This is a genomic window from Microbacterium sp. CFSPD4_SD4 (assembly GCF_057364585.1).
The window spans coordinates 557,361-582,588 of record NZ_JBNFOC010000001.1; the positions used below are offsets into that span (position 1 = coordinate 557,361).

A 25,228-nucleotide genomic window follows, 5' to 3' on the forward strand; every position below is an offset into this window, starting at 1 on the left:
CCGGGAGGGCTGGGCCCCTGATGCTGGGGCCCTGAGCCTATCGAAGGGCTCCTCCACAACGCTGGGTCCCTGAGCTTGTCGAAGGGATCCCCCACGCCCCGGGAAACCCACACACCCCTCGGCCAGGATGGCCCGATGCCATGGACCTACATCCTCGAATGCCGTGACGGCAGCTTCTACACCGGCAGCACGAACGGCGACCTCGAAGCCCGCGTCTGGGAGCACAACCACGACGACGCGTTCGCCGCGAACTTCACCCGGAGACGCAGGCCTGCGGCGCTGGTCTACGCGGAGCACTTCGACACCGTCGACGCGGCCTTCTTCCGGGAGAAGCAGATCCAGGGATGGAGTCGTCGGAAGAAGATTGCGTTGATCGAGAGTCGGTGGGAGGACCTTCCGTCGTTGTCGAGGTCGTATGGTGCGCTTCGACAAGCTCAGCGACCCAACGCGGACTGACGCGCTTCGACAGGCTCAGCGACCCAACGACGGCTGACGCGCTTCGACAAGCTCAGCGACCCAACGCGGACCGACAGGCTCAGCGACCCAGCGGGCTACTTCTTGTCCTTGGTCTCGACGTCGCCGGAGAGCGCGGCGATGAACGCCTCCTGCGGCACCTCGACGCGGCCCACCATCTTCATGCGCTTCTTGCCCTCCTTCTGCTTCTCGAGGAGCTTGCGCTTGCGGGTGATGTCACCGCCGTAGCACTTGGCGAGCACGTCCTTGCGGATCGCGCGGATCGTCTCCCGGGCGATGATGCGCGCACCGATCGCGGCCTGGATCGGCACCTCGAACTGCTGGCGAGGGATGAGCTTGCGCAGCCGCTCCGCCATCATCGTGCCGTAGGCGTAGGCGTTGTCCCGGTGCACGATCGAGCTGAACGCGTCGACCTTCTCGCCCTGCAGGAGGATGTCGACCTTGACCAGGTCGGCCTCCTGCTGCCCCGACGGCTCGTAGTCCAGGGAGGCGTAGCCCTGCGTCTTGGATTTGAGCTGGTCGAAGAAGTCGAACACGATCTCGCCGAGGGGCATGTTGTAGCGCAGCTCGACGCGCTCCTCGGAGAAGTACTCCATGCCCAGCAGCGTGCCGCGCCGCGACTGGCACAGCTCCATGACGGTGCCGACGTAGTCCTTGGGCAGCAGGATCGCCGCCTTCACCATCGGCTCCGACACCGAGCCGATACGTCCGTCCGGGTACTCGCTCGGGTTCGTCACGGTCACCGTCTCGCCGGTGTCGCTCGTCACGACCTCGTAGATCACGCTCGGGGCGGTGGTGATGAGGTCGAGGCCGAACTCGCGCGAGAGGCGCTCGGTCACGATCTCCAGGTGCAGCAGGCCGAGGAAGCCGCAGCGGAACCCGAAGCCGAGCGCCACGGAGGTCTCCGGCTCGTACTGCAGCGAGGCGTCGGAGAGCTTGAGCTTGTCCAGCGCCTCGCGCAGTTCCGCGTAGTCGCTGCCGTCGATCGGGTAGATGCCCGAGAACACCATCGGCTTCGGGTCCGTGTAGCCGGGAAGCGCCTCCGCCGCGGGCTTGCGCGCGTTCGTGATCGTGTCGCCGACCTTCGACTGCCGCACGTCCTTCACGCCGGTGATGAGGTAGCCCACCTCGCCGACGCCGAGACCCTTGGTCGGGGTGGGCTCCGGGCTCGACACCCCGACCTCGAGGGCCTCGTGGTTCGCGCCGGTGGACATCATCTGGATGCGCTCGCGGGGCGAGAGGCTGCCGTCGACCATCCGCACGTAGGTGACGACGCCGCGGTAGGCGTCATACACGGAGTCGAAGATCATGGCCCGCGCGGGTGCGTCCGCATCCCCCACCGGAGCCGGGATCTCCTCGACGATCCGGTCGAGCAGATCCTCGACCCCCATTCCCGTCTTCCCGGACACGCGCAGCACGTCCTCCGGCTTGCCGCCGATGAGCGAGGCGAGCTCCTTCGCGTACTTCTCGGGGTCTGCGGCGGGGAGGTCGATCTTGTTGAGGACAGGGATGATGTGGAGGTCGTTCTCCAGCGCGAGGTAGAGGTTGGCCAGCGTCTGGGCCTCGATGCCCTGCGCGGCGTCGACGAGGAGGATGGCACCCTCGCACGCGGCCAGCGACCGGGACACCTCATACGTGAAGTCGACGTGACCGGGGGTGTCGATCATGTTGAGCGCGAACACCTCGTCCGGGCCCTGCGCCTGCCCCAGGGCCCACGGCATCCGCACCGCCTGGCTCTTGATCGTGATGCCCCGCTCCCGCTCGATGTCCATGCGGTCGAGGTACTGGGCGCGCATGTCCCGCTCCGCGACCACGCCGGTGATCTGGAGCATGCGGTCGGCCAGGGTCGACTTGCCGTGGTCGATGTGGGCGATGATGCAGAAATTACGGATCTGCGCAGCCGGCGTCGCGGCAGGCTGAAGCGGGGTGAGAGCGCGTGGGACATGTCCCGTCGATTCTACGGTGAGGGTCCTCATAATCCCCATTCGTGCGTATCGGTGATAGTCTCCCGAAGTTGCCCGGGATCAATCCGTGACACCGGATCCCGTAAGCGATACGACTCCGTCACAGACTCCGTGAGGGCTGTCGCGTCGCGCGGAACGGCGGATGAAACCCGATCATCCGCCCGGCTCAGCGTTGCGTCGGCAGACCCCGAGCGCGTCTGGAGAAGAGAAAGACAAATCCCCCTTGATCAAGTACCTCGCGCGCCGTGCCCTCGGCTGGCTGCTCATGATCGTGGTCGCGACGAACCTCACCTACTTCCTCGCGTGGGGCTTCCTCGATCCGCGCAGCAACTACGTGGGTCGTCGCCCTCCGCTCACCGAAGAGCAGATCGTGAACACCCTCGCTCCCCGCAACCTGAGCGACACCGTCCCGCTCATCGAGCGGTGGTGGACGTGGCTCACCGGCATCCTGCTCCGCTGGGACTGGGGCGTGAGCCCGACGGGCGGATCCGTCAACGAGCAGGTCGCCTACCGCATGTGGGTCAGCGCGGAGCTCGTCCTCGGCGCGACGATCCTCACGACGGTCCTCGGCATCGCGCTCGGCGTGTACACCGCGTCTCGGCAGTACAAGCTCGCCGACCGCATCGGCCAGGCGACGAGCATCATCACGCTCAACATCCCGATCGTCGTCGCGGCGTTCGCGATCGTCCTGCTCGCGATCGGCCTGAACAACGCCACCGGCACCCGCATCTTCTACGTGACCGGTAACGCCAGCCAAGGGGTCGAGGGCTTCTTCCCCACCCTCATAGACGTGCTGCAACACCTGACGCTGCCGACGATCGCGCTGGTGCTCACCGGGTACGCGAGCATCCACTTCCTGCAGCGGTCGCTCCTGCTGGACAACATCAACGCCGATTACGTCCGCACGGCCCGCGCGAAGGGCCTGACCAAGCAGCAGGCCATCCGCAAGCACGCGCTCCGGACGTCGCTCATCCCCGTCGCCACGCAGGTCGCCTTCACGATCCCCGCGATCTTCACCGGAGCGGTCCTGACCGAGACGATCTTCGCGTGGAACGGCATGGGCCGGTACTTCATCGAGACCATCACCAAGAACGACATCCACGGAACCGTCGCGATCGCCGCCTTCGGTGCGGTCCTCACGGCGATCGGCGCCATCCTCGCCGACATCGCCGTCGTCGTCCTCGACCCGCGCGTGAGAGTGAGCTGACATGAGCACCGACATGCTCGACCCGACCATCCACCCGGAGCCGGAGACCGCCGGCCCCGAGACCACCCGCGTCGCCACCAAGCGGCTGTCGAAGTGGACGCTGTACTGGCGACGCTTCTCCCGGAACCGCGGAGCCCTCATCGGCCTCGTGATCTTCGTCGTCCTCGTGCTGTTCGCCATCGTCGGGCCCTTCATCGCCCGGTACGACCACATCGAGCTCGACTTCCTGAACCTCAGCACTCCCCCGTCCGCGGAGCACTGGTTCGGCACGAACAACGCCGGAAACGACCTCTTCGCCCAGGTCGCCGTCGGCTTGCAGCGGTCGCTCATGATCGCCATCACCGTCTCCGTCGGCGTCACGATCGTGTCCGCGCTCGTCGGCACGGCCGCGGCCTACTTCGGCGGCTGGACCGAGCGCATCTCGCTCCTGGTCATCCACTTCATGATGGTGATCCCGAGCTTCCTCATCCTCGCGATGATCTCGAACAAGGCCGGCGGTGACTGGCGCGTCATCGCCCTCATCATGATCTTCGTGATCGGGTGGTACTTCCCCGCCCGCGTCATCTGGACGATGGCCCTGTCGCTGCGCGAGCGCGAGTACGTCAGCGCCTCCCGCTACATGGGCGTCGGCGGCATGCGCATCGTGCTCCGCCACCTCCTGCCCAACATCGGCTCGCTCCTCGTCATCAACTTCACCCTCGGCGTCGTCAACGCCGTGGTGACGGAGACGGGCCTGTCCTTCCTCGGCTTCGGCGTCAAGATCCCCGACGTGTCGCTCGGTGCCCTCATCGGCGCCGGCTCGAGCTCGCTGACCACGGCGCCCTGGCTGTTCTACTTCCCGGCGGCGGCGCTGACCCTGCTCACCGTGTCGATGGCGCTCATCGCCGACGGCCTGCGCGACGCCCTCGATCCCACCTCGGCTGCTGGAGGCCGCGCATGACCAACGTCCTCTCCGTCCGCGACCTCAAGGTCAGCTTCGCCTCCGAGGCCGGCCGTGTCGACGCCGTCCGCGGCGTCTCCTTCGACCTCGAAGCCGGCAAGACCCTCGGCATCGTCGGCGAATCCGGTTCCGGCAAGTCCGTGACCTCGCTCGCGATCATGGGTCTCCTCGACGAGAACGCCAAGGTCACCGGCTCGATCATGTACGACGGGCAGGAGCTCGTCGGCATGAGCGACAAGCAGCTGTCGGTCATCCGCGGCAACGGCATGTCGATGGTCTTCCAGGACCCGCTGACCTCGCTCACGCCGGTCTACACGGTCGGCGATCAGCTCATCGAGGCCCTCACGGTCCACCGCGGCCTGTCCAAGAAGGACGCCTGGGACCGCTCCGTCGAGCTGCTCAAGCTCGTCGGCATCACCGAGCCCGAGCGACGGATGAAGTCCTTCCCGCACGAGTTCTCCGGAGGCATGCGGCAGCGTGTCGTGATCGCCATCGCGATGGCCAACGATCCGAAGCTCATCATCTGCGACGAGCCCACCACGGCCCTCGACGTCACCATCCAGGCGCAGATCCTCGACCTCATCGAGAAGGCGCAGGACGAGACCGGCGCCGCGGTGATCATGATCACGCACGACATGGGCGTGGTCGCCCGCACCGCCGACGACGTGCTCGTGATGTACGCCGGCAAGCCCGTGGAGCACGCGCCCGTGCGCGAGCTGTTCCACAAGACCCGCATGCCGTACTCGATCGGTCTGCTCGGCGCCATCCCCCGCGTGGACAAGGCCGAGAAGGAGCCGCTGACCCCCATCAAGGGGAACCCGCCGCTGCTCATCAACCTGCCGGACGCCTGCCCGTTCGCCGACCGCTGCCCGATCGTCATGGACGCCTGCCGCGCCAAGGAGCCGGAACTGCTCCCCGTGCCGACGGGCTCGGGCGACCTGCACCAGGCCGCCTGCATCCGCGCGCACGAGATCGAGGACGGCGGCCTCCTCGGGGGCCTGCCCGTCTACCCCGTCCGCCCCGTCCCGGAGAGCGACCTCACACGGACGCCGCGCGAGGAGCGGCCGATCACGCTCGAGGTGAAGAACCTCCGCAAGACGTTCCCCTTGGTCAAGGGCGCGTTCCTGAAGCGCAAGGTCGGCGAGGTCCAGGCGATCAAGGGCATCAGCTTCGACGTGCGCGAGGGCGAGACGATGGCCATCGTCGGCGAGTCGGGCTCGGGCAAGACGACGACGCTGCTGCAGATCATGGACATGGTCAAGCAGACCGACGGCGACATCGTCATCGCCGGCACCAGCGTCAACGACATCCACAGCCGCAAGGTCGAGCGCGCCCTGCGCCGCGACATCCAGATCGTGTTCCAGGACCCGATGGGAGCCCTCGACCCGCGCATGACGGTGGCCGACATCATCTCGGAGCCGCTCTTCGCGATCGGCACGCCGAAGGAGGAGGCGCACCGGCGGGTGGACGAGCTCATGGACCTCGTCGGGCTCAACCCCGCGCACAGCGACCGCTTCCCGCAGGCGTTCTCCGGCGGTCAGCGGCAGCGCATCGGCATCGCCCGGGCCCTGTCCACGAACCCCAAGATCGTCGTGCTCGACGAGCCGGTCTCCGCGCTCGACGTGTCGATCCAGGCCGGCGTCATCAACCTGCTCGACGAGCTCAAGACCAAGCTCGGGCTGTCGTACCTCTTCGTCGCGCACGACCTCTCGGTGGTGCGTCACATCGCCGACCGGGTGGCCGTGATGTACCTCGGCGAGTTCGTGGAGCACGGCGACGTCGACCAGGTGTTCGACGACCCGCAGCACCCGTACACGAAGGCGCTGCTGTCGGCGATCCCCGTGCCGGATCCCGACATCGAGCGCACCCGCGAGCGGGTGGTCTTCGACGCTGAGACGATGTCGACGAAGCCCGCGACGGTCTGACCCGGATCCCATGCGCGCGTTCCTGGTCACCGTCCGATAACGGTTAGGCGGCATTCACCGCAGCGCCGTGTTCCGGGATACAGCGCGAACTAGTCTTCCCTTTATGAAACGCCGAAAGGCGAAAGGAGCACCATGAAGAACAAGAAGTTGCTGGGGGCGGTCGCGGTCGGCGGCGCCCTCGCACTCGCCCTCGCGGGTTGCGCGAGCGGTTCCGGGAACAACGGCGGCGGAGACAACGGCGGCGAGAAGGTCGAGACCAAGACCGCCGACTACAACCCGCAGGACCGCAGCAACCTCCAGGAAGGTGGCGAGGTCAACTTCCCCATCAACGAGATCCCGGAGCAGCTGAACGGCTTCAACAGCGATGCCAGTGCTGACACCGCTCGCCTGTGGTCGTGGTACATGCCGCAGATCCTCCTGGTCTCGCCGGAGGGCGAGGTCACGAAGAACGACGCCTACCTCGACGCGTACGAGATCGGCGAGGAGGATGGCAACACGACCATCACCTTCACGTTCAAGGACGAGGCGCACTTCAACGACGGCACCGACATGGACTGGACGTCCATCGACGCCACGTGGAAGGCCAACCGCTCCTACGACGAGGGCTTCAACCCGAACGCGACCGACGGCTACAAGCAGATCAAGACCGTCGAGCAGGGTGACACCGCGAAGACCGCCGTCGTGACGTTCGACGGCATCTACGCCTGGCCGTCCATGGCGTTCCTCACGGGTGGCGTCCTGCACCCGGACATCGCCGACCCGGCCGTGTTCAACGAGGCCTTCATCGGCAACATGCACCCCGAGTGGGGCGCCGGCCCGTACACCGTCGACACGTTCGACGCGAACGGCGGCTTCGTCTCGTTCAAGCCGAACCCCGAGTGGTGGGGCAACGCGCCGCTGCTCGACACGGTCACCTTCACGGCCATGGAGCCCGACGCCTCGATCAACGCCTTCAAGAACGGCGAGATCGACATGGTGGGCGCCAACACCAACGACCGCCTGAAGCAGGTCCAGGAAGTGGACGACACCGTCGTCCGCCGCGCACAGCAAACCGCCAAGACGGTCCTGCTCGTCGACGCCGACAAGCCGCAGTTCGAGGACATCGACGTGCGCAAGGCGTTCTTCCTCGGCGTGAACGTCGACCAGCAGAAGCAGATCGCGTGGAACGGCCTCGGCTACGAGGAGCCGGTCGCCGGTTCGCTCAACCTGTACTCGTTCCAGGACGGCTACAAGGACTCGTTCGCCGAAGCCGGTCTGAAGCACGACGTCGAGGGCGCCAAGAAGCTCCTCGACGACGCCGGCTGGACCGAGGGCGAGGACGGCATCCGTGAGAAGGACGGCGAGAAGCTCTCCGTCACCTTCCCGATCTTCGGTGAGGACCCGACCATCGAGGCCCTCGCGAAGTCGCTGCAGGCGCAGCAGAAGGAGATCGGAATCGACCTCAAGATCGATGTCCGTGCCTCCGCCGACTTCTCCAGCGACTTCACCACGAAGAACTGGGACGTCGTCTCGCTCCGCTTCACCGACTCCGACCCGTTCGGCCCGGCCTGGTTCTGCCAGCTCTACTGCTCCGACAGCGGTCTGAACCTCTCGGCGACCGGCACGGAGGAGATCGACCAGCAGATCGCCGACGAGGTCGAGAGCCAGAAGGACGCGGAGTCCTGGACCACCGCGGCGATGGACCTCGAGCCGAAGATCATCGAGCAGACCTGGGGCCTCATCCCGCTGTACAGCGGCCCCTCGATCTACGTGGTCAAGAACGGCCTGGCGAACCTCACGCCGGAGCCCTACGTCGGTCTCGACCTGTTCGGCGTCACGCCGGTCGAGAACGTCGGCTGGGAGAAGTAACATCCTCTGACACATCTCGTGTCGAAGCGGGGTCGGTGGTCCATCCACCGGCCCCGCTTTCCTTATGCTGAAGGCGTGACCGTCCAGACCGTCCTCGTGCACGGCATCCGCACGTCGGCCACCATGTGGCGGTCGCAGATCGAGTACCTGGGGGCACGCGGGCTCCCCGTCACCGCCGTCGACCTCCCCGGCCACGGCAGCCGGATGGACGAGGACTTCACCCTCCACGAGGCGCTGCACACGATCGATGCGGCCGTCCGCGCCGCAGCCGAGACGGGCCCCGTGCTGCTCGTCGGCCACTCCATGGGCGGGCTGCTCTCGCTCGCGTACACCGGTGGCGCTGAGCCTCCGCCCGTCGACGGACTCGTCGCCGCCGCATGCACCTCGCTTCCCCGCGGCGCCGGGCTGCGCGCGTACCGCCTGTTCGCCCGGGCGGTCGACTCCCTGCCCGACCGTGGCATGTGGCTGACGCAGCGCATGCTCGCCGCGACGATCCCCGAGGAGAATCGCGGAGACTTCGCCGCCGGCGGGTACGCCCTCGACATCCAGGACCAGACGCTGCGCAGCCTCGCCGCCCTGGATGTGGCGGCCGCCGTCCCCCGCATCCAGGTGCCCCTCTGGTTCGTGAACGGCCAGTACGATCAGCTCCGGCTGAACGAACCCCTGTTCCGGCGCCTGGCCCCGGAGGCGGAGCTCATCGTCGTGCCACGGACCACGCACCTGATCACGGCCATGCGCCCGCGGGTGTTCAACGCCGTCCTCTCCCTCGCGATCGCGACGATCGAGCAGCGCACGGCGTCAGGCTGAGAGCACCCGAGGCCGCGCGGCGGCAGTGAGCGCTCCGCCGACGAGCGACAGGATGGCTGCCGCGAGGAAGACGAGCCAGAACCCGCCGGCCAGCGCGACGAGCCCCGCCCCGAGCACGGGACCGATGAGCTGTCCGAGGGCGGCGGTGACGTTCACGATGCCGAGGTCGCGCGCGTGGTCCTGCTCATCCGGGAGCAGATCGGCCGCGAACGCGAGCCCCACGGTCGAGAAGGCGCCGTAGCCGACGCCCATGAGCGCGGCGGCGACCATCGTCATCTCGAAGGTGGGCAGAGCCACGATCACCACACCCGACGCCGCCTGCACGATCGTGGCCCCCACGGCGAGCCGGCGCCGCTCCCCGGTGCGGTCGGAGATGATCCCGGTGATCACGGAGGCGAGCACCACGAAGACCGTGTAGACGACGATCAGCAGGAGGAGGTTGTCCTGTGCGGTCGTGCTCTCCTGTCCGAGCCCGTGGAGGAGGAAGAAAAGGAACAGCGCCGTGCCGAGGGCGTTGCCGATGTTGGTGACGAGCCGGCCCGAGAGCATCCAGGCGAAGTCGCGGTCGCGGAGCGACGCCAGGCGGGGCCGCCCGATGCGCTGAGGGCGCAGCGCCTCCGTGCTCGGCGGGTCCGGCAGCAGCAGTGCCGCCGCGACGCCCACCACCGCGATGATGCCGGCGAGGAGCAGATACCCGGTGACGATGCCGAGGCCGAGCAGCACGACGAGTCCGACCCCGAGCACGATCCCGACCGCCTGGCTCGACCCGACCGCGGCGGATGCGGCACCGCGCTGCGTCGTCGGGAGCTGGTCGGCGATGAGCGCGGTGAACGCGGCGGAGGAGACGGCGACGCCGATCGAGACGCCGACCCAGCCGGCGCCGACCGCCCACGGGCCGTCGGCGAATCCGGTGAGGACGAGACAGGCAGCCGTGAGCGCGACCCCTCCCAGAGCCCATGGCCGCCGCCGATGCGCGCCGGCGCGGGCGCGATCCGAGAGTGCCCCGGCGAGCGGCCCGGCGACGACGCCGGCGAGGCCACCCAGTCCGAGCACGATCCCGGAGGAGACGACGCCGCGGATCCAGTCGTCCTCCGGAGTGTCGAGCTGCAGCGGGAGGAGGAGCTGGACCGGGGTGAGCTGGACGGTCCAGATCGCGAGCCAGGCGAGGGTGAACAGCGACATCCAGCGCAGGCCCGCTCGGTGGGTGCCGAGGCCCGGGGTCGCGCTCATGCGCGTGCCGCCTCGGCGTCTTCGGCTGCGCGCGCACCCGCGATGAGGTCGCGGTACCAGCCGTAGGAGCCCTTCGGGGTGCGCTCCCCCGTCGAGAAGTCCACGTGCACGAGGCCGAACCGCTGCGTGTAGCCGTCCGTCCACTCCCAGTTGTCGAGCAGCGACCAGACCGTGTACTCCTCGACGGGGACGCCGGCGTCGATGGCCTCGCCCACCGCGTCGATGTGCGCGGAGAGGTAGGCGATCCGGTCGATGTCCTCCACCGGACCGGCGACGTCGGGTTCCGGGAAGGATGCCCCATTCTCCCCGATGATGATCGGAGGCATGCTCGGGTGGCGACGGTGCAGATCGATCAGGAGGTCGCGCAGCGCGGACGGCATGATCGGCCACTCGGGACCGAACCCGGTGACGGGCACTCCGGGAGTCGGAACGATCTCGAACGGGATGTCATCCTCGGCGGCGGCGGCGGTGACCGTGGTCGGGTTGTAGAAGTTCACCCCGTAGAAATCGATCGATCCCGCGATGCGTGCGAGGTCGTCACCGAGGACGGGCAGCGGCGGGAGCCCGAGGACCTCCAGGTCCGGTGTCGTCCCGGAGAGGAGCGGCTCGCTGAACAGCCGGTTGTGCAGGAGGTCGTACACCGCGGCCGCGGCCTGATCCTCCTCGGTGTCCCGCAGCGGCAGGACCCAGGTGTGGTTGTTGACGAGTCCCACGCTCGCCGCGCCACGGGCATGCAGCGCCTCGGCGGCTCGGGAATGGGCGAGCAGCTGGTGATGTGCGGTCGGAAGCGCGCCGTAGAGGAGCTGCCTTCCGGGTGCGAGCGCACCGACGGCGTAGCCCTGCAGAGTGGTCATCGCGGGCTCGTTCAGCGTGTACCAGGACGACACCCGGTCTCCGAGGCGCGCGGCGACGAGGGCGGCGTACTCGCCGAAGCGCTCAGCGGTGTCGCGGGCCAGCCAGCCGCCGTCGGCCTCGACCGCGCTCGGCAGCTCCCAGTGATAGAGGGTCGGGAACGGGGTGACGCCGGCCGCCAGCAGTCCATCGACGACGCGGGCGTAGTGGTCCAGCGCCGCGACGTTCCCGGGGCCGCGTCCGTCCGGCTGCACGCGCGCCCAGGGGATCGAGAACCGATACCGATCGACCAGGAGACCGGCCACCAGGGCGAGGTCATCCGCCACGCGGCGATAGCTGTCGCAGGCCGGCTCCGCCGTCGAGCCGTCCCGGATGCGTCCCGGCTTGGCGATCTCGTCGTCCCAGATCGACCGGCCCGCGCCGTCGGCGCGGCGGGAACCCTCGATCTGGACGGACGAGGTGGCGGCGGACCAGCGGAGCCGCGCACGCGCGGCCGGGTCGGTGCTGAGGGGGGTCATCGGGCTCCTGACGTCATCGTCGTTGTGGATGATTCTGCACCCGGTCCCGCCTCTCGCGCGACGGCGTCTCGCCCGAGTGACGTCGTTTCGCACGATCCCGCCCGGTACTGGTAGACTCGACTCTTGGCTTGCGTGTGGGTTCTTCCCTCACGACCGCCGTGCAGCAGCCCTCTTCTGCTGCCGGCACTCCGAATCACTCCTGTACAGAAAGCGTCCACACGTGGCAAACATCAAGTCGCAGATCAAGCGCAACAAGACCAACGAGAAGGCTCACGAGCGCAACAAGGCCGTGAAGAGCGAGCTGAAGACTCTCGTCCGCCAGACCCGCGAGGCCGTCGCCGCCGGTGACAAGGCCGCCGCCGAGAAGAGCCTGAAGAAGGCCTCGGTCAAGCTCGACAAGGCCGTCAGCAAGGGTGTCCTGCACAAGAACCAGGCGTCGAACCGCAAGTCGGCGATCGCCAAGCAGGTCTCGGCTCTCTGAGCTTCTGACTTCCGGAAGGCCCGTCTCCTCGTGAGGCGGGCTTTCTGCTTTCCCGGGAGGCGGGAGCCCTACCCCCCGAACGGCTCACGGGTGGCGATGACCGTCACCATGCGCTCGAGCGCGAAGATGGGGTCGCGCGCCGCACCCTTGACCTCGGCGTCGGCGCGCGCGGTCGCCTGGATCGCCATCCCCAGGGAGCGCTCGTTCCAGCCCGCCAGGTCGCGACGCGCGCGGTCGACCTGCCAGTCCTTCATTCCGAGGCGCTGGGCGAGCTGTCTGCTGGGCTCACGGTTGCCGGCGACGCGCGCCATCGTGCGCAGCTTCATCGCGAACGCGGCGACCATCGGCACCGGGTCCGCGCCGGAGGACAGGGCATGGCGGAGCGCCACGAGAGCCTCGCCGTAGCGTCCGGCGATGGCGGTGTCGGCGACGACGAATGCCGACACCTCGACCCGGCCGCCGTAGTACTTCGTGACGACCTCTTCGGTGATGTCGCCCTCGACGTCGCCGATGAGCTGCTGACAGGCGGCGGCGAGCTCGGTAAGGTCGTCGGCGAAGGCCGAGACGAGCGCTCGGAGTGCCGGCGGGGCGATGCGCTTCTTCGCCGCCTTGAACTCCCCCGCCGCGAAGTCGACCCGGTCGCCGTCGCGCTTGATGGCGGGGCACGCGATCTCGATCCCGCCGCCCGTCCCCGCGCGCAGCGCATCGAGGAGCTTCTTCCCGCGGACGCTGGCGCCCGTGTGGCGGAGCACGACCGTGGCCCCCTCCTGCGGGTTCTCCAGATACCCGATGGCCTCCTGGAGGAAGGCGTCAGAGCACTTCTCCACGCCGGACACGCGAACCAGGCGCGGCTCTCCGAACAGCGACGGCGAGGTCAGGGAGAGCAGCGTGCCGGGCGCGTAGTCGTCGGCACGGACGTCGCTGACCTCGAGCGCCGGATCCTCCGCACGGAGGTAGTCGCGCACCCCGGCGATCGCGCGCTCGGCGCAGACCTCCTCCGGGCCCGAGACGAGCACCAGCGGCGCGGGGTGCGGCTCTCGCCACGACACCTGCGGGATCTTCGTGGCCTTCGCGCCGCCGCGGGAGGGAGGACGGGAAGCTGCCATGGGACCAGCCTACCGGCGGTGTCGGACACCCGACTCAGGGCGGCGCGACATCGGTCCAAACGCGGAGGGCATGGTCCTCGATGCCGAGCAGGGTGCGACCGTCGCGGTCGGTGCGGTAGACGTGCGCGCCGAGAGCCGACAGCAGTTCCAGGGTCTCCCGACGCGGGTGTCCGTAGTCGTTGCCCGCGCCGACCGTGATGAGCGCCGCGCTCGGATGCAGAGCCTCGTACAGGGCGGGCTCCTGATCAGCGCTCCCGTGGTGGGCGACCTTGACCACGTCGTATCGTGTCAGCGGCGTATCGCGGAGCAGCGCGCGTTGCGGGGCCGCGGAGAGGTCGCCGAGCAACAGGGCGCGCGGCACTCCTCCCCCGGCGAACTCGGTGACGACGCTCGCATCGTTGCCCGGCGGGAAGGCGACGCTGTCCTTCCGCGGCCAGAGCACCCGCCACGATGCTTCGCCGAGAGTGCCCCGGTCCCCGGCGCCGACCGCCCGGAGGGCCGCGCCCGCCCGCGCCAGGCCATCGAGCACGCGCGCATCGGCATCGTCGGCGGGTGGTCCGTGCAACACGGTGACCACTCGCCCTTCGAGCACGGCCGCACCCCCGACGTGGTCAGCGTCGAAGTGCGTGAGCACGAGCAGGTCGATGCGGTCGATGCTCAGCGAGCGGAGGCAGGCGTCGAGCGCCCCCGGGTCCGGACCGGTGTCGATGAGGGCGATCGCGTCCTGCGAACGCACCAGGATCGCGTCGCCCTGGCCCACGTCGCACGCGGCGATCGCCCACCCGTGCGGCGTCACCAGCGGGGCGAGCGGACCGTCGACCAGCACGCGGGAGGCACCGACGGACGCCACGACGATGAGAACGCCGGCCGCCACGCATCGGACGATGATGAGGACGCCGCCGGACATCGAGGCCCACGGCCGACGAGACCACACCGTCACGACGTCCCGGCGCGTGACGTCCCGTAGGCGCGACCTTCCGCGGCAGCACACGATGGCGATCGCGACGCTCACCAGCGCGACCAGGGCAGCGCTGCCGAGCCCCGCGGGGAGGAGCACCTGAGCGCCGGGGAGCCCGGAAATGACATGCGCGACGGTCGCGATCCACGCAGACGGCAGCCACGCGCACGCGGCGAGCAGATCCGCGACGGGTGGGAGAGGCGCAGCCAGACAGGCGACGAGCCCGATCACCGTGGCGACCGGCGCGGCCGGCTCGGCGAGGAGGTTCGCGACGACCGAGACGAGCGACTGCTGCTCCGCGAACAGCGCGATGACGGGCGCGCACGCGAGTTGCGCCGCCAGAGGCACGGCGATCGCGAGGGCCAGCGGACCGGGCAGCCAGCGAGCGATACCGTTCGCCAGCGCCGGGGCGAGCAGGATGAGGGCCCCGGAGGCCACGGCGGACAGCGCGAACCCCGGCGTCGATGCGAGCCAGGGATCGGCGACGAGGAGCGCGCCCACGCACAGGGCCAGGATCCCGGCGCCTGCGCTCGGCCGCCCGACGAGGATCGACAGCATGCCTGCCGCGGCCATCGTGGCGGCCCGGATGACGCTCGGCTCCGGCGTCACGAGCACGACGAAGGCCGCCAGCGCGAGGGCCGCGAGCACGACCCGCAGCGCTCGCGTCCCGCCGCTCAGCGCCGCGATCGCGAACACCGCGGCGACCACGATCGCGCAGTTCGCCCCGGACACGGCGGTGAGGTGGCTGAGGCCGCTCGCACGCATGTCGGCGTCGACTGCGGCAGGCACAGCGGTCGTGTCGCCCACCGCCAACCCCGGAAGGAGCCGGCGCCGGGTTCCGGGAGCCGCGTCGCGCGCTCGACGAACGACCGGCGGAGGTCGGCAGCGAACCCGAAGACGCCCGGTGCGGACCGTTCCACCGTTCCGGCGGTGACGAAGACGACGAGGGCCGCCCGCTCCCCCGGATCCGTTTCCGCACTCTCTCCGGTCACCCGCACCTGCGCACCGAGGACGAACCCCTCCGCTTCCTCGATGCCGATGCGCACTGGACCGGCCGCCGGCGCCACGGCCCCGGGCGCACCGATGCCGCTCAGCTGCACGTCCATCCACAGACGCCCATCGCGTCCCACGGACGCCGACGACGAGACTTCACCGACCGCTTCGACGGCTCTGCCTCCCCAGGCGTGCACGGCGTCACGGTCCGCGGACTGTGCGAACACGGTGAACGCCACGGCCGCCGCCGTCGCGAGAACCACGATGACCAGTCCCCCGATCGTCGCGACTGCGCGGCGCCGGATCGCCAGAGCGGCGCCGATGATCCCCGCGGCCGCCAGGCATCCACCCGCCACCCACGCCGCCGCTCCCGGCACGAACACGCAGACCAGGGCCACACCCCAGGCAGCGACCGCCACCGGCAGTAGGCGCAGATCGCGCGTCACGCCGATCCCTCCTCGGGCCCCAGGGACGAACGCTGCCTCTCATGCATCGGATCACCCTAGAGTCGCGCCGGTGCTCGCTCCGCCCGCCGCGACCGCCGCCGCACGAGCGGAGGACAACGACCCCGGAGGTCAGGGTGTGGAGGAGCACTTCTCCGATGAGGAGACCGCCGGCGTCGGACGCGGTGACGACCTCGTCGGAAGCGATTGAGTAGCCTGGGTACTGGCGCGCGGCGGACGCTGCCGCGACGAGGAGGAGAGCGCATGAGTGTCCCGGCTGGGTGGTACGACGATGGTTCCGGGCGCCAGCGGTGGTGGGACGGAGCACGGTGGACCGACGCCTACGCTCCCCCTTCGGCTCCGACGAATCCCTCGCTGCCTCATCCCGAGGCGCCGACATACGGGTCGGCCGCCCCGGCGCAACAGGTCCCTGACGCTGCTTCTCGGCCGACGCCGGTCCTCGGGTTCATCGGGCTGGGCCTGGCCGTCCTCGGCGCCGTTCTCGCCTTCATCCCCGTGTTGTTCGTGGTCGGCGCGGTGATCCTGTTCGCCGGGTTCGTCGTGTCGCTGATCGGGTTGTTCACGAAGAACGCCGCGAAGTGGCCGTCGATCGTCGGCATGGTCGTTTCGGTCGTCGGCGCCGTGATCGGGGTCATCGTGCTCATCGTGTCGCTCGTGCTGGCCTCGTCGGCGCTGAACGACTCGTTGCCCGCCGAAAGCGCGCCCCCGGCCAGCGCCCAGCCATCGGACCCGCCGAGCAGCGCCAGTGAGAGCCGTCCGACACCTGAGGAGATCGGCGCGTCCGCGGAGGAGATCAACCGGTCGAACGGCCTGACCACCTATGACGATATGCCGGACTTCTATCCCTGCGTCGGGCAGTACGTCTACGACTCCGCGTTGTCCGATGAGAGCGTTCAGCTCCTGGTCGACGGACGCGATCCGCTCGAGTCCGAGCGGGAGCTGGCGACCCAGGTGATCACGGATGCCACGCTGACCTGCGATCCCCAGGGGTAGGCGACTCTCACACGCGCACCCCGTCTCGCAGCCCCTCCAAGACCTTCTCCCCGATCCCCGGCACCGCCAGGAGATCGTCGACCGTGCGGAACCGACCGTTGTCCTCGCGCCACGCGACGATACGCTCGGCCAGCGCCGGCCCGATTCCCGGGAGCTCCTCCAGAGCCGCCTGATCCGCGGTGTTCAGATCGACGGTCCCGTCTCCGGATGGCGGCGCCGACGGGTCGGCGACAGCACCCACGACCGGAACCAGGATCTGCTCACCGTCCTCGACCCGGCGGGCGAGATTGACCCCCGCAAGGTCGGCGGCGTCCGTCGACCCGCCGGCGGCCGCGAGAGCGTCGACGACCCGGGAGTCGGCGCGCAGGACGTACAGGCCCGGGCGCTCGACCGCCCCGAGCACATGCACGTAGATCTCCGCGGGCGCGGGCTCGACCGACGCCGAGCTCTCCGCGAGCGGAACCGCCTCGACGGACGACGGTTGACCCCGCACCAGCCCGAGGCCGACGGCTGTGGAGAGCGCGACGATCGCCAGCACGACCGCCGCGCCGAGTCCGAGGCGGAGTCTCCGACGGGGCGGAGGAGGTGGAGGCGGGGACGAGGTCATCCGGTCACCCTAAGCTCCGCGCCCACCGCCTCCCGGCTCCGGACACAGCGACCGTGGAGAGACGCTCAGAAGGGACTCGTCGTGGAGGACGGCCGTTCCCGATCGCGACGTGATCCGGGCATCATCCCTTCGCACCGGGGGAGGCGGAACCGCGGAGCACGCCGAGGACTCAGCCCTTGACGACGATGCTGACGATCTTCGGGGCCCGCACGACGACCTTGACGATCTCGCGGTCGCCGATCGACCGGATGACGCGCTCATCGGCTCGCGCCAGCGCCTCGAGCTCGGCCTCGCCGATGCGTGCCGGCACCTCGAGCTGCGCGCGCACCTTGCCGCCGATCTGCACGACCGCGGTGACGGTGTCCTCGACGAGCAGCGCCGGATCGGCGGAGCGCCACGACACGAGTCCGACGGACGGCTCGTGTCCTAGGATCTCCCACATCTCCTCCGCGGTGTGCGGGGCGATGAGGTCGAGCATGACGGCGATGGTCTCCGCCGCCTCACGGACGGCCGGGTCGGCAGCACCGGCCGCGCCGTCGATCGTCTTGCGGGTCACGTTGACCAGCTCCATCAGACGGGCGACGAGCACGTTGAACTTCGTCTGCTCGACCAGTGCAGGCGCCTCGGCGAGCAGCTTGTGCGTCGCACGGCGCAGCACCGCGTCGCCCCCGTCGAAGACGACGTCGACGGGGCTGGCGACCTCGTGCGCGATCCGCAGGGCGCGCGCGAGGAACTTCTGCGCACCGGTGGTCGACACGTCCGCCCAGTCCTTGTCGTCCTCCACCGGACCGGCGAAGGCCAGACCGACGCGGAGCGCGTCGGCACCGTGGGCGTCGAGCTCCTCCTGGAACAGCACCAGGTTGCCCTTGCTCTTCGACATCTTCTGTCCGTCGAGCAGCACCATGCCCTGGTTGATCAGGTTGGAGAACGGCTCGGTGAAGTCGATCAGCCCCATGTCGAAGAGGACCTTGGTGATGAAGCGTGCGTACAGCAGGTGCAGGATCGCGTGCTCGACACCGCCGATGTACGAGTCCACCGGGGCCCAGCGCGCCGCCTGGGCCGGGTCGAACGCCACCGTGTCGCTGTTCGGCGACAGGAACCGGAGGAAGTACCAGGAGCTGTCGACGAAGGTGTCCATCGTGTCCGGATCGCGCAGCACCGGGTCGCCGGTCTCCGGATCCGTCGTGCGCACCCAGCTCTCGGCGCCGCCCAGCGGGGACGTCCCTTCGGCTTGAGGTCGAGGCCCTCGACGCTCGGCAGCTTGACCGGCAGCCGGTCCTCCGGCACCGGAACGATGCGGCCGTCCTCGGTGTGGAGCATCGGGATCGGCGTGCCCCAGAACCGCTGACGCGAGATCAGCCAGTCGCGCAGGCGGTAGTTCTTCGCCGCCCGGCCCGTCCCCGTGGCCTCCAGCTGCTCGATGGCGCGTGCGATCGCGTTGCGCTTCGACAGTCCGTTCAGCGGACCGGAGTTGATCATGCGCCCCTCGCCGGTGAGCGCGACGCCGGTCTTCGCCGGGTTCTGCTCGTCGAGCGCGGCGTCGGCGTCGATCGGGACGCCGTCCTCGTCCACCTCGATGACCGGCATGGCACCGGTGACCGGAGCGGTGGTGTCGACGACGACCTTAACCGGCAGGTCGAACGCGCGTGCGAAGTCGAGGTCGCGCTGGTCGTGTGCCGGGACCGCCATGACGGCGCCGTGCCCGTAGTCGGCCAGCACGTAGTCGGCCGCCCAGATCGGCAGCTTCTCGCCGTTGACCGGGTTGATCGCGTAGCGGCCCAGGAACACGCCCGTCTTGGGACGGTCGGTGGACTGCCGATCGATGTCGGTGGTCTTCTGCACCTCGGCCAGGTAGGCCTGGAAGCGCTCGCGCACCTCGGGCTCAGCGTCCGCCGCGATCTCGGCGGCCAGGTCACCGTCGGGCGCCACGACGAAGAACGTCGCACCGTGCAGGGTGTCGGGGCGCGTCGAGAACACCGTCACCGGCTCCTCGCGCCCCTCGATGCGGAAGTCGACGTCGGCGCCGACGGAGCGGCCGATCCAGTTGCGCTGCATCTGCAGCACCTTGTGCGGCCAGAACCCCTCGAGCTGGTTCAGGTCGTCGAGCAGGCGGTCCGCGTAGTCGGTGATGCGGAAGTACCACTGGGTGAGCTTCTTCTTGACGACCTCGTAGCCGCAGCGCTCGCAGCGCCCGTCCACGACCTGCTCGTTGGCCAGCACCGTCTGGTCGTTCGGGCACCAGTTGACCGGGCTCTTCTTCCGGTACGCCAGGCCCCGCTCGTACATCTTCAGGAACAGCCACTGGTTCCAGCGGTAGTACTCGGGGTCGGACGTGTGCAGCACCCGGCTCCAGTCGAACGAGACGCCGTACTGCTGGAAGCCCACCTTCTGCTGCGCGATGTTCTGGTACGTCCACTCGCGCGGGTCGGCGCCCTGGCGGATTGCGGCGTTCTCCGCCGGCAGCCCGAAGGAGTCCCACCGATCGGGTTCAGGACGTTGTGGCCCCGGTGACGCCAGAAGCGGGCGACGATGTCGGAGTAGAGGTAGTTCTCCGCGTGCCCCATGTGCAGGTCGCCGGAGGGGTACGGGAACATGGCCAGCACGTAGCGCCGCGGCCGGGTGTCGTCGTCTCCGCCCGTGAGGAACGTCTCGTGCTCCGCCCAGTACTTCTGCCACTTGGCCTGGATGGCGTGCGGCGAGGAGAACTCCTCGTCGACGGGAGCGGTGGACATGTTCTCGGACAACGAACGCACGACCAATCTGAAGGGAAAAACGGGATCAGTTCAGGATATCGGAACGCCAGGTGGCGGGCATTTCCGCGCCCAGCGCCGCGAGCGGGGCTCGGGCCTTCGTGGCGACCTCACGCACCTCGGCCGCGGGCACCGATCCCCACGTGATCCCGCCACCGGCGCCGACGAACGCCGCCTCCTCGTCCACGACGATGCTGCGGATGACCATCGCGAGATCAAGAGCACCGTCGACGCCGATGTAGCCGAAGCAGCCGGCGTAGATGTCGCGAGGGGCGCCCTCGAGGTCGCGCAGCTGTGTCATCGCCGACAGCTTCGGTGCTCCGGTCATGCTCCCGGCGGGGAACGCCGCCTCCAGCAGCGCCCCGACCGTGATCCCCTCCGCGGCCGTGCCGCTGACCGTGCTGACGAGCTGATGCACGGCCGGATAGCTCTCGACCTCCCAGAGACCGTCGACCCGGATCGACCCCGGCACGCACACCCGGGAGAGGTCGTTGCGCATGAGGTCGACGATCATGACGTTCTCGGCCCGCTCCTTCGGATCCGCGGCGAGCTCTGCGGCGAGCGCGGCATCGGTCGCGGCATCGGCGCCCCGAGGACGCGTGCCCTTGATGGGACGGGTGCGGATGACCCCACCGCCGGCGTGGAGGAACTGCTCAGGGCTGGCACTGAGGAGCGCACGTCCCCCGATCCGCAGGAATCCCCCGTGGTGCGCCGGCGTCGCCGCCCGGAGACGCCCGTACACCGCGACGGGGTCGTGGACCCCGGGCACGGTGAACCGCGTCGTGAGGCAGAGCTGGTAGGCGATCCCGGCGTGGATGAGGTCGCGGCAGCGGTCGATGAGCTGCTCGTACGCGGCGGGAGTATGGCGGGCCTCGGCGACGTGTCGGTCCTCCACTGCCCGCGGCGTCGGCGCCTCGGGGCCGGCGTCGCTCAGAAGGGACTGCAGCCAGCGCTCCCCCTCACTGGTCTCCTCCTCCGGGGCCAGCAGCCACAGGCGGTGCGCGGCGTGATCGACCGCCACGGCCCTGGTCACGCGCAGCCACGTCCGGGCTTCCGGCTCCGGCTCGGTGGCGACCGGAGCTCCCGCGCGCGCGGCTCCGCTCTCGTAGTCGCGCCAGCCCACCCATCCCCCGCGGAACGGCGGCATCCCGGCCTCGACGGACCCGGCATCCAGGCGCACGTCCTCCGGAAGCGGCTCCGCCATCCCGGTGCCGAGGAAGCTCCATCCCTCGACGGCGTCAGCGCCCGCATCGAGCCAGAACACGTCCGCCTGCCGCTGCGCGAGCACCCCGAAAAGTCGCTCCGGCGCCACCCAGGACGGCAGGGCTCGGGGGGTCAGGCGGTCGGGCACCTTTCCAGCCTAGGACCGGGCTGCTCCCGTATCCTCATGGGGTGGACGACCTCCTGCTCTGGCTCCTCGACACCGTGCAGTCGATCGATCCGGTCACGCGCACCTTGGTCGCAGGTCTCGCCGTCATGCTGGAGACGAGCATCCTCATCGGCCTCATCGTCCCCGGCGACACGATCGTCATCATCGCCTCGATGGGCGTCGCCACTCCCCTCGAGGGCATCGCGATGGGCGTGGCGGTCGTCGTCGGCGCCCTCATCGGCGAGAGCATCGGCTTCTGGCTCGGCCGCTGGCTGGGCCCCTACATCCGTGCCTCCTGGCTCGGACGGCGGATCGGCGAGCACAACTGGGTCCGCGCGGAGAACTACCTGGCCCGACGCGGCGGCATCGCCATCTTCCTCTCCCGCTTCCTCCCCGTCCTCCATTCCCTCGTCCCCCTCACGGTGGGGATGAGCGAGTACCCCTACCGGCGCTTCCTGGCCTGGACGACCCCGGCCTGCATCATCTGGGCCTCGGCGTACGTGAGCGTGACCTCGCTGGCGGCCGGGAGCTTCCGCGAGCTCGTCGACCGCGTGCACTTCGCGGGCTACCTCTTCGTCGGAGTCATCGCCCTGTTCCTCGTGCTCGCCTACCTGGGCAAGCGGCTGCTGCACCGTCTCGAAGCTCGTCATCTGGAGGCCCCGGCGGCGGAGTCCGACGCCGACGTGAAAGACTGAGGCAATGGCCCCCGCACCCCCGGCGCCCAGGATCCACTGGTTCGCCCGTCTCGAGCACCGCCTGCACGTGTGGCGCGAGGGACGAGCGCGCCGCCGCGGCCGGAGCGCCACCGTGCTGCCCTTCCCGGGCTACGGCGGCCCCGGGTGGGTCCGTGTGCTCGGTCGCGTGCTGATCGTCCCGCCGCAGCGCCGAGGCCGCGACGGGGAACCGGCGAGCATCCGCGGCTGGCGCAGCTTCGTCGGCATCCCCGTGGGTTTCGCCTCGGTCGACGTGCATGTCGGCGACAGCACGCATCGGGTGGTCGCCGACCGCGGCGGCGTCATCGACACCGTCATCCGCGCCGACCTCGAACCCGGCTGGCAGACCTTCACGATCACCGTCGAGGGACAGGAGCCGATCGAGGCGCGCGCCTTCGTCGTCGCGGAGAGCACCCGGTTCGGCGTCGTCTCCGACGTCGACGACACGGTCATGGTCACGGCGCTCCCCCGGCCCTTCATCGCCTTCTGGAACTCGTTCGTCGTCGACGAGCACGCCCGCATTCCGGTCCCGGGGATGGCCGTGCTGCTCGACCAGCTGCTCCGGCAGCACCCGGGAGCTCCGATGGTCTACCTCTCCACCGGCGCCTGGAACGTCGCCCCCACGCTGTCGCGGTTCCTCGGTCGTCACCTCTTCCCCGCCGGCTCGCTGCTGCTGACCGACTGGGCCCCACGCACGATCGCTGGTTCCGCAGCGGGCGCGACCACAAGCTCACGAACCTCCGGCGACTGGCCACCGAGTTCCCCGACGTCAAGTGGCTCCTGATCGGCGACGACGGCCAGCATGACGAGGCGATCTACACGCAGTTCCAGGAGGAGCACCCGGATTCGGTCGCGGGTGTCGCGATCCGGCGGCTGCTGCCTGCCGAGGCGGTGCTCGCCGGCGGCCGTGCCGAGATGGAATCCCATGACGCGGACGAGGTGCCGTGGGTGAGCGCCGAGGACGGCGCGGGCCTGCGCGACCAGCTCGGCGACGCCGGCATCCTGCACTGACATGATCCTCACCCGTGACGACTGGCTTCGGCGCGAGGACGCGCATCGGGAGCGGGCCGACGCGCTGACCGCCTCGCACCGAGACCGTGTGGCGCGCGGCGAGAAGCACCCGGTGTGGGACTTCCTCTTCACCTACTACGGCTACAAGCCCGCGCAGCTCCGCCGCTGGCATCCCGGAGCGGGTGTGGAGCTGGCGGACGCGTCCGAACGAGCGGCCTGGCGCTGGTACGCCCCCGGGACGACACCGGACGGCGTGACGCCGGATGCCGAGCGCTTCGCCGCCGAGAAGCCCGAGCTCGCTCGCCTCGTCTCGCTGATGCTGCGCCGTACCGGTTCCCGGCCCGGGCAGTTCGGCTGCTTCGGTCTGCACGAATGGGCGATGGTCTACCGCGCCGCAGAGCGTCGGCATGCCGTCCCCCTCCGGCTGGGGCAGGCGGGCACGGATGCCGTGGTGGAGGCGCACGATCTCCGCTGCACGCACTTCGACGCCTTCCGGTTCTTCACTCCGGAGGCGGTGCCTCGCAACCGGGCGGCGTTGACGAGAGAGGATCAGCCCCTCCTCGAACAGCCCGGCTGCCTGCACGCCGGCATGGACCTGTACAAGTGGGCGATGAAGCTCGGCCCGCTCGTTCCCGGAGAGCTGCTGCTGGAGGCGTTCGAGCTGGCGCGCGACATCCGGCTGCTCGACATGCAGGCCGCCCCGTACGACCTGTCGGCGTGGGACGTCGAACCGGTACGCATCGAGACGCCGGAGGGCAAGGCCGAGTACGTCCGGCGCCAGCGTGGTTTCGCGGACCGTGGCGCCGCCCTCCGCGCTTCCCTCCTCACCGCCTGGCTCGGCCCGGACGAGCGCGCCGCCGCCTGAGCGTCAGCCGGCGGCGCAGTCCCCGCAGACGCCCCACGACGACGACGCTGCGGCGAGCTGCAGACGCAGGGTGAGCACCCGGGTCGCCGCGTCCTCCAGCCGGTCGGCGGGCAGCGTCCCGGCGTCGACCGCCGCGGCGATCCCCGCGGCCATGTCGGTCGCGGTCTGGGCGGTGGACCCCGCGATCATGAGCACGAGGTCGTTGCCGGCCGCGACCGCGGCGACGCCGTTCGCGACGGGGTCGGCGTATGCGGGATCCCCCGAGGACAGCAGCATGCCGAGGTCGTCCGTCACGGCCACGCCGTCGAAGCCGAGCTCCTCCCGCGCGATGCGATGCCACTCCGCGGAGAGCGACGCCGGTCGGGAGTCCACGGCGGTGTACGCGAGATGGCCGTACATGAGCACCGAGGCGCCGGCCTCGATGCCAGCGGCGAACGGGACGCCGTCCGTTTCGCGCCACGCGGCCTTCGTCATGCCCGTGCTCGGGATCGCGTGATGGGAGTCGCCCGGCGCCGCTCCGTGCCCGGGGAAGTGCTTGAGGGTGGACGCGACGAAGTGCTCCTGGGCCGTGGTCGCCGCCACGGTGCGGTCGGCGGCACTCTCCGGATCGGTGCCGAGGGACCGCCCGAAGATGAACGAGCCGCGGTCCGCGGGAACGTCGGCGACGGTACCGAAGTCGACGGTGATCCCGGCGCGCGCGACGAGCGCGCCGCGGGCCGCGAAGGCTGCCGAGGTCTCGGCGACCGGACGGCTCTTCAGGGTCGTCGACGCCGGGAAGGCGTCCCAGGGCAGGCGCGAGACGATGCCGCCCTCCTGGTCCACGGCGATCAGCGGCGGGAGGGCGGGGTCGACGGTCAGCGCGGCCGTCAGCGTGCGGAGCTCTTCCTCCGTGGCCGGGATGTTCCCGCCCATGAGGATGAATCCGCCGAGCCCCGACTGCATATAGGCACGCAGCGCCGCCGGATCGGTCCCGCCGATGTGTCCCATCACGATGGACGATGCCTGCTCCGCGGTGCTCATGTCCGCGACGAGGGCGGCGGCCTGCTCTCGGGTCGCGCCGGGCTCTGCGGCCTGTACCGATACCACCTCAGCGGGCTCCGGGCTGAACTGGGCAGCCGCCGACGCGCAGGCACCTCCCACGAGGGCGGTCAGG

The 25,228-nt window shown here is 69.8% G+C and carries 20 protein-coding genes and 2 pseudogenes; 12 read left to right on the top strand and 10 right to left on the bottom strand.

The features are described 5' to 3' along the window. The first annotated feature begins 135 nt into the window (after positions 1 to 135). Positions 136 to 456 (top strand): GIY-YIG nuclease family protein, encoded by a 321-nt coding sequence (locus AC2W7E_RS02815; protein ID WP_315107333.1) that lies wholly within the window; start codon positions 136 to 138, stop codon positions 454 to 456. Between the two features lie 95 nt (positions 457 to 551). On the opposite strand, the gene lepA is transcribed toward AC2W7E_RS02815, so the two are convergent. Beyond that, positions 552 to 2,450, bottom strand: coding sequence for a translation elongation factor 4 (gene lepA, locus AC2W7E_RS02820; RefSeq protein WP_485988490.1), 1,899 nt, complete (start codon positions 2,448 to 2,450; stop codon positions 552 to 554). 211 nt (positions 2,451 to 2,661) lie between these two features. Here lepA and AC2W7E_RS02825 point away from each other — a divergent pair, with 211 nt between their 5' ends. The 5 genes from AC2W7E_RS02825 (at position 2,662) to AC2W7E_RS02845 (ending at position 9,165) form a co-directional block, all read left to right on the top strand. After that, positions 2,662 to 3,645 (top strand): ABC transporter permease, encoded by a 984-nt coding sequence (locus AC2W7E_RS02825; RefSeq protein WP_025103697.1) that lies wholly within the window; start codon positions 2,662 to 2,664, stop codon positions 3,643 to 3,645. Position 3,646: 1 nt separating this feature from the next. Then, positions 3,647 to 4,585, top strand: coding sequence for an ABC transporter permease (locus AC2W7E_RS02830; RefSeq protein ID WP_025103698.1), 939 nt, complete (start codon positions 3,647 to 3,649; stop codon positions 4,583 to 4,585). Further along, positions 4,582 to 6,510: an ABC transporter ATP-binding protein gene (locus tag AC2W7E_RS02835; RefSeq protein WP_025103699.1), complete on the top strand. Its 1,929-nt coding sequence runs from the start codon at positions 4,582 to 4,584 to the stop codon at positions 6,508 to 6,510. Before AC2W7E_RS02830 ends, AC2W7E_RS02835 begins: the two co-directional genes overlap by 4 nt. 132 nt (positions 6,511 to 6,642) lie before the next feature. Next, positions 6,643 to 8,358 (top strand): ABC transporter family substrate-binding protein, encoded by a 1,716-nt coding sequence (locus tag AC2W7E_RS02840; protein ID WP_062766639.1) that lies wholly within the window; start codon positions 6,643 to 6,645, stop codon positions 8,356 to 8,358. A 75-nt stretch (positions 8,359 to 8,433) separates the two neighbouring features. Beyond that, positions 8,434 to 9,165 carry an alpha/beta fold hydrolase gene (locus AC2W7E_RS02845; protein WP_126892957.1) on the top strand — a complete coding sequence of 244 codons (732 nt, stop codon included), beginning with the start codon at positions 8,434 to 8,436 and terminating at the stop codon, positions 9,163 to 9,165. Here AC2W7E_RS02845 and AC2W7E_RS02850 read toward each other — a convergent pair. Then, positions 9,157 to 10,395 (bottom strand): MFS transporter, encoded by a 1,239-nt coding sequence (locus tag AC2W7E_RS02850; RefSeq protein WP_485988491.1) that lies wholly within the window; start codon positions 10,393 to 10,395, stop codon positions 9,157 to 9,159. The genes AC2W7E_RS02845 and AC2W7E_RS02850 overlap by 9 nt on opposite strands. Continuing rightward, the gene (locus tag AC2W7E_RS02855) at positions 10,392 to 11,765 is read right to left on the bottom strand and encodes a glycoside hydrolase family 1 protein (protein ID WP_249521150.1); all 1,374 of its coding nucleotides are present in this window, start codon (positions 11,763 to 11,765) and stop codon (positions 10,392 to 10,394) included. The genes AC2W7E_RS02850 and AC2W7E_RS02855 overlap by 4 nt, the downstream gene beginning before the upstream one ends. A 220-nt stretch (positions 11,766 to 11,985) precedes the next feature. Between AC2W7E_RS02855 and rpsT the strand changes: the two genes are divergently transcribed. Next, a complete protein-coding gene (rpsT, locus tag AC2W7E_RS02860) occupies positions 11,986 to 12,246 on the top strand; it encodes a 30S ribosomal protein S20 (RefSeq protein WP_025103704.1) in 261 nt (86 codons plus the stop codon). A 68-nt stretch (positions 12,247 to 12,314) separates the two neighbouring features. Here rpsT and holA read toward each other — a convergent pair whose 3' ends face one another. Genes holA through AC2W7E_RS02875 form a run of 3 tightly spaced genes read right to left on the bottom strand, consistent with a single transcriptional unit; the run spans position 12,315 to position 15,749 of the window. Continuing rightward, positions 12,315 to 13,352: a DNA polymerase III subunit delta gene (gene holA / locus AC2W7E_RS02865; protein ID WP_025103705.1), complete on the bottom strand. Its 1,038-nt coding sequence runs from the start codon at positions 13,350 to 13,352 to the stop codon at positions 12,315 to 12,317. A gap of 34 nt (positions 13,353 to 13,386) precedes the next feature. After that, positions 13,387 to 15,099, bottom strand: a complete 1,713-nt coding sequence (locus AC2W7E_RS02870) for a ComEC/Rec2 family competence protein (protein ID WP_485988492.1) — start codon at positions 15,097 to 15,099, stop codon at positions 13,387 to 13,389. After that, on the bottom strand, positions 14,985 to 15,749 hold the full coding sequence (locus AC2W7E_RS02875; protein ID WP_485988493.1) for a hypothetical protein: 765 nt from the start codon (positions 15,747 to 15,749) through the stop codon (positions 14,985 to 14,987). Before AC2W7E_RS02875 ends, AC2W7E_RS02870 begins: the two co-directional genes overlap by 115 nt. 70 nt (positions 15,750 to 15,819) lie before the next feature. Here AC2W7E_RS02875 and AC2W7E_RS02880 point away from each other — a divergent pair, with 70 nt between their 5' ends. Then, positions 15,820 to 15,957, top strand: coding sequence for a hypothetical protein (locus AC2W7E_RS02880; RefSeq protein WP_485988494.1), 138 nt, complete (start codon positions 15,820 to 15,822; stop codon positions 15,955 to 15,957). Positions 15,958 to 16,010: 53 nt separating this feature from the next. Beyond that, complete coding sequence (locus tag AC2W7E_RS02885) at positions 16,011 to 16,760, top strand: DUF2510 domain-containing protein (protein ID WP_025104949.1); 750 nt, start codon at positions 16,011 to 16,013, stop codon at positions 16,758 to 16,760. 7 nt (positions 16,761 to 16,767) lie between these two features. Here the strand turns inward: AC2W7E_RS02885 and AC2W7E_RS02890 are convergent, their stop codons facing one another. From AC2W7E_RS02890 to AC2W7E_RS02900, 3 genes and pseudogenes are all read right to left on the bottom strand, one after another. Beyond that, positions 16,768 to 17,367, bottom strand: coding sequence for a ComEA family DNA-binding protein (locus AC2W7E_RS02890; protein WP_025104950.1), 600 nt, complete (start codon positions 17,365 to 17,367; stop codon positions 16,768 to 16,770). Between the two features lie 169 nt (positions 17,368 to 17,536). After that, a pseudogene (gene leuS / locus AC2W7E_RS02895) lies at positions 17,537 to 20,099 on the bottom strand (leucine--tRNA ligase). Positions 20,100 to 20,145: 46 nt separating this feature from the next. Continuing rightward, entirely contained in the window at positions 20,146 to 21,468 is a 1,323-nt protein-coding gene (locus AC2W7E_RS02900; protein ID WP_485988495.1) for an anthranilate synthase component I family protein, read from the bottom strand. Positions 21,469 to 21,509: 41 nt separating this feature from the next. Here AC2W7E_RS02900 and AC2W7E_RS02905 point away from each other — a divergent pair, with 41 nt between their 5' ends. The 3 genes and pseudogenes from AC2W7E_RS02905 (at position 21,510) to AC2W7E_RS02915 (ending at position 24,075) form a co-directional block, all read left to right on the top strand. Beyond that, a complete protein-coding gene (locus tag AC2W7E_RS02905) occupies positions 21,510 to 22,181 on the top strand; it encodes a DedA family protein (RefSeq protein ID WP_025104953.1) in 672 nt (223 codons plus the stop codon). Between the two features lie 4 nt (positions 22,182 to 22,185). Continuing rightward, positions 22,186 to 23,210, top strand: a pseudogene (locus AC2W7E_RS02910) (App1 family protein phosphatidate phosphatase). A gap of 1 nt (position 23,211) precedes the next feature. After that, a complete protein-coding gene (locus AC2W7E_RS02915; protein WP_485988496.1) occupies positions 23,212 to 24,075 on the top strand; it encodes a 3-methyladenine DNA glycosylase in 864 nt (287 codons plus the stop codon). A 3-nt stretch (positions 24,076 to 24,078) separates the two neighbouring features. Here the strand turns inward: AC2W7E_RS02915 and AC2W7E_RS02920 are convergent, their stop codons facing one another. Further along, positions 24,079 to 25,161, bottom strand: coding sequence for a glycoside hydrolase family 3 N-terminal domain-containing protein (locus tag AC2W7E_RS02920; RefSeq protein WP_485988497.1), 1,083 nt, complete (start codon positions 25,159 to 25,161; stop codon positions 24,079 to 24,081). Positions 25,162 to 25,228: the final 67 nt, after the last annotated feature.

Excerpts from the sequence above, each read along its gene's own strand:
- AC2W7E_RS02815 (WP_315107333.1), top strand. The coding sequence starts at position 136 with ATGCCATGGACCTACATCCTCGAATGCCGTGACGGCAGCTTCTACACC.
- AC2W7E_RS02890 (WP_025104950.1), bottom strand. The coding sequence starts at position 17,367 with ATGACCTCGTCCCCGCCTCCACCTCCTCCGCCCCGTCGGAGACTCCGC.
- AC2W7E_RS02855 (WP_249521150.1), bottom strand. The coding sequence starts at position 11,765 with ATGACCCCCCTCAGCACCGACCCGGCCGCGCGTGCGCGGCTCCGCTGG.
- AC2W7E_RS02885 (WP_025104949.1), top strand. The coding sequence starts at position 16,011 with ATGAGTGTCCCGGCTGGGTGGTACGACGATGGTTCCGGGCGCCAGCGG.
- AC2W7E_RS02850 (WP_485988491.1), bottom strand. The coding sequence starts at position 10,395 with ATGAGCGCGACCCCGGGCCTCGGCACCCACCGAGCGGGCCTGCGCTGG.
- lepA (WP_485988490.1), bottom strand. The coding sequence starts at position 2,450 with ATGAGGACCCTCACCGTAGAATCGACGGGACATGTCCCACGCGCTCTC.
- AC2W7E_RS02840 (WP_062766639.1), top strand. The coding sequence starts at position 6,643 with ATGAAGAACAAGAAGTTGCTGGGGGCGGTCGCGGTCGGCGGCGCCCTC.
- AC2W7E_RS02835 (WP_025103699.1), top strand. The coding sequence starts at position 4,582 with ATGACCAACGTCCTCTCCGTCCGCGACCTCAAGGTCAGCTTCGCCTCC.
- AC2W7E_RS02915 (WP_485988496.1), top strand. The coding sequence starts at position 23,212 with ATGATCCTCACCCGTGACGACTGGCTTCGGCGCGAGGACGCGCATCGG.
- AC2W7E_RS02830 (WP_025103698.1), top strand. The coding sequence starts at position 3,647 with ATGAGCACCGACATGCTCGACCCGACCATCCACCCGGAGCCGGAGACC.
- holA (WP_025103705.1), bottom strand. The coding sequence starts at position 13,352 with ATGGCAGCTTCCCGTCCTCCCTCCCGCGGCGGCGCGAAGGCCACGAAG.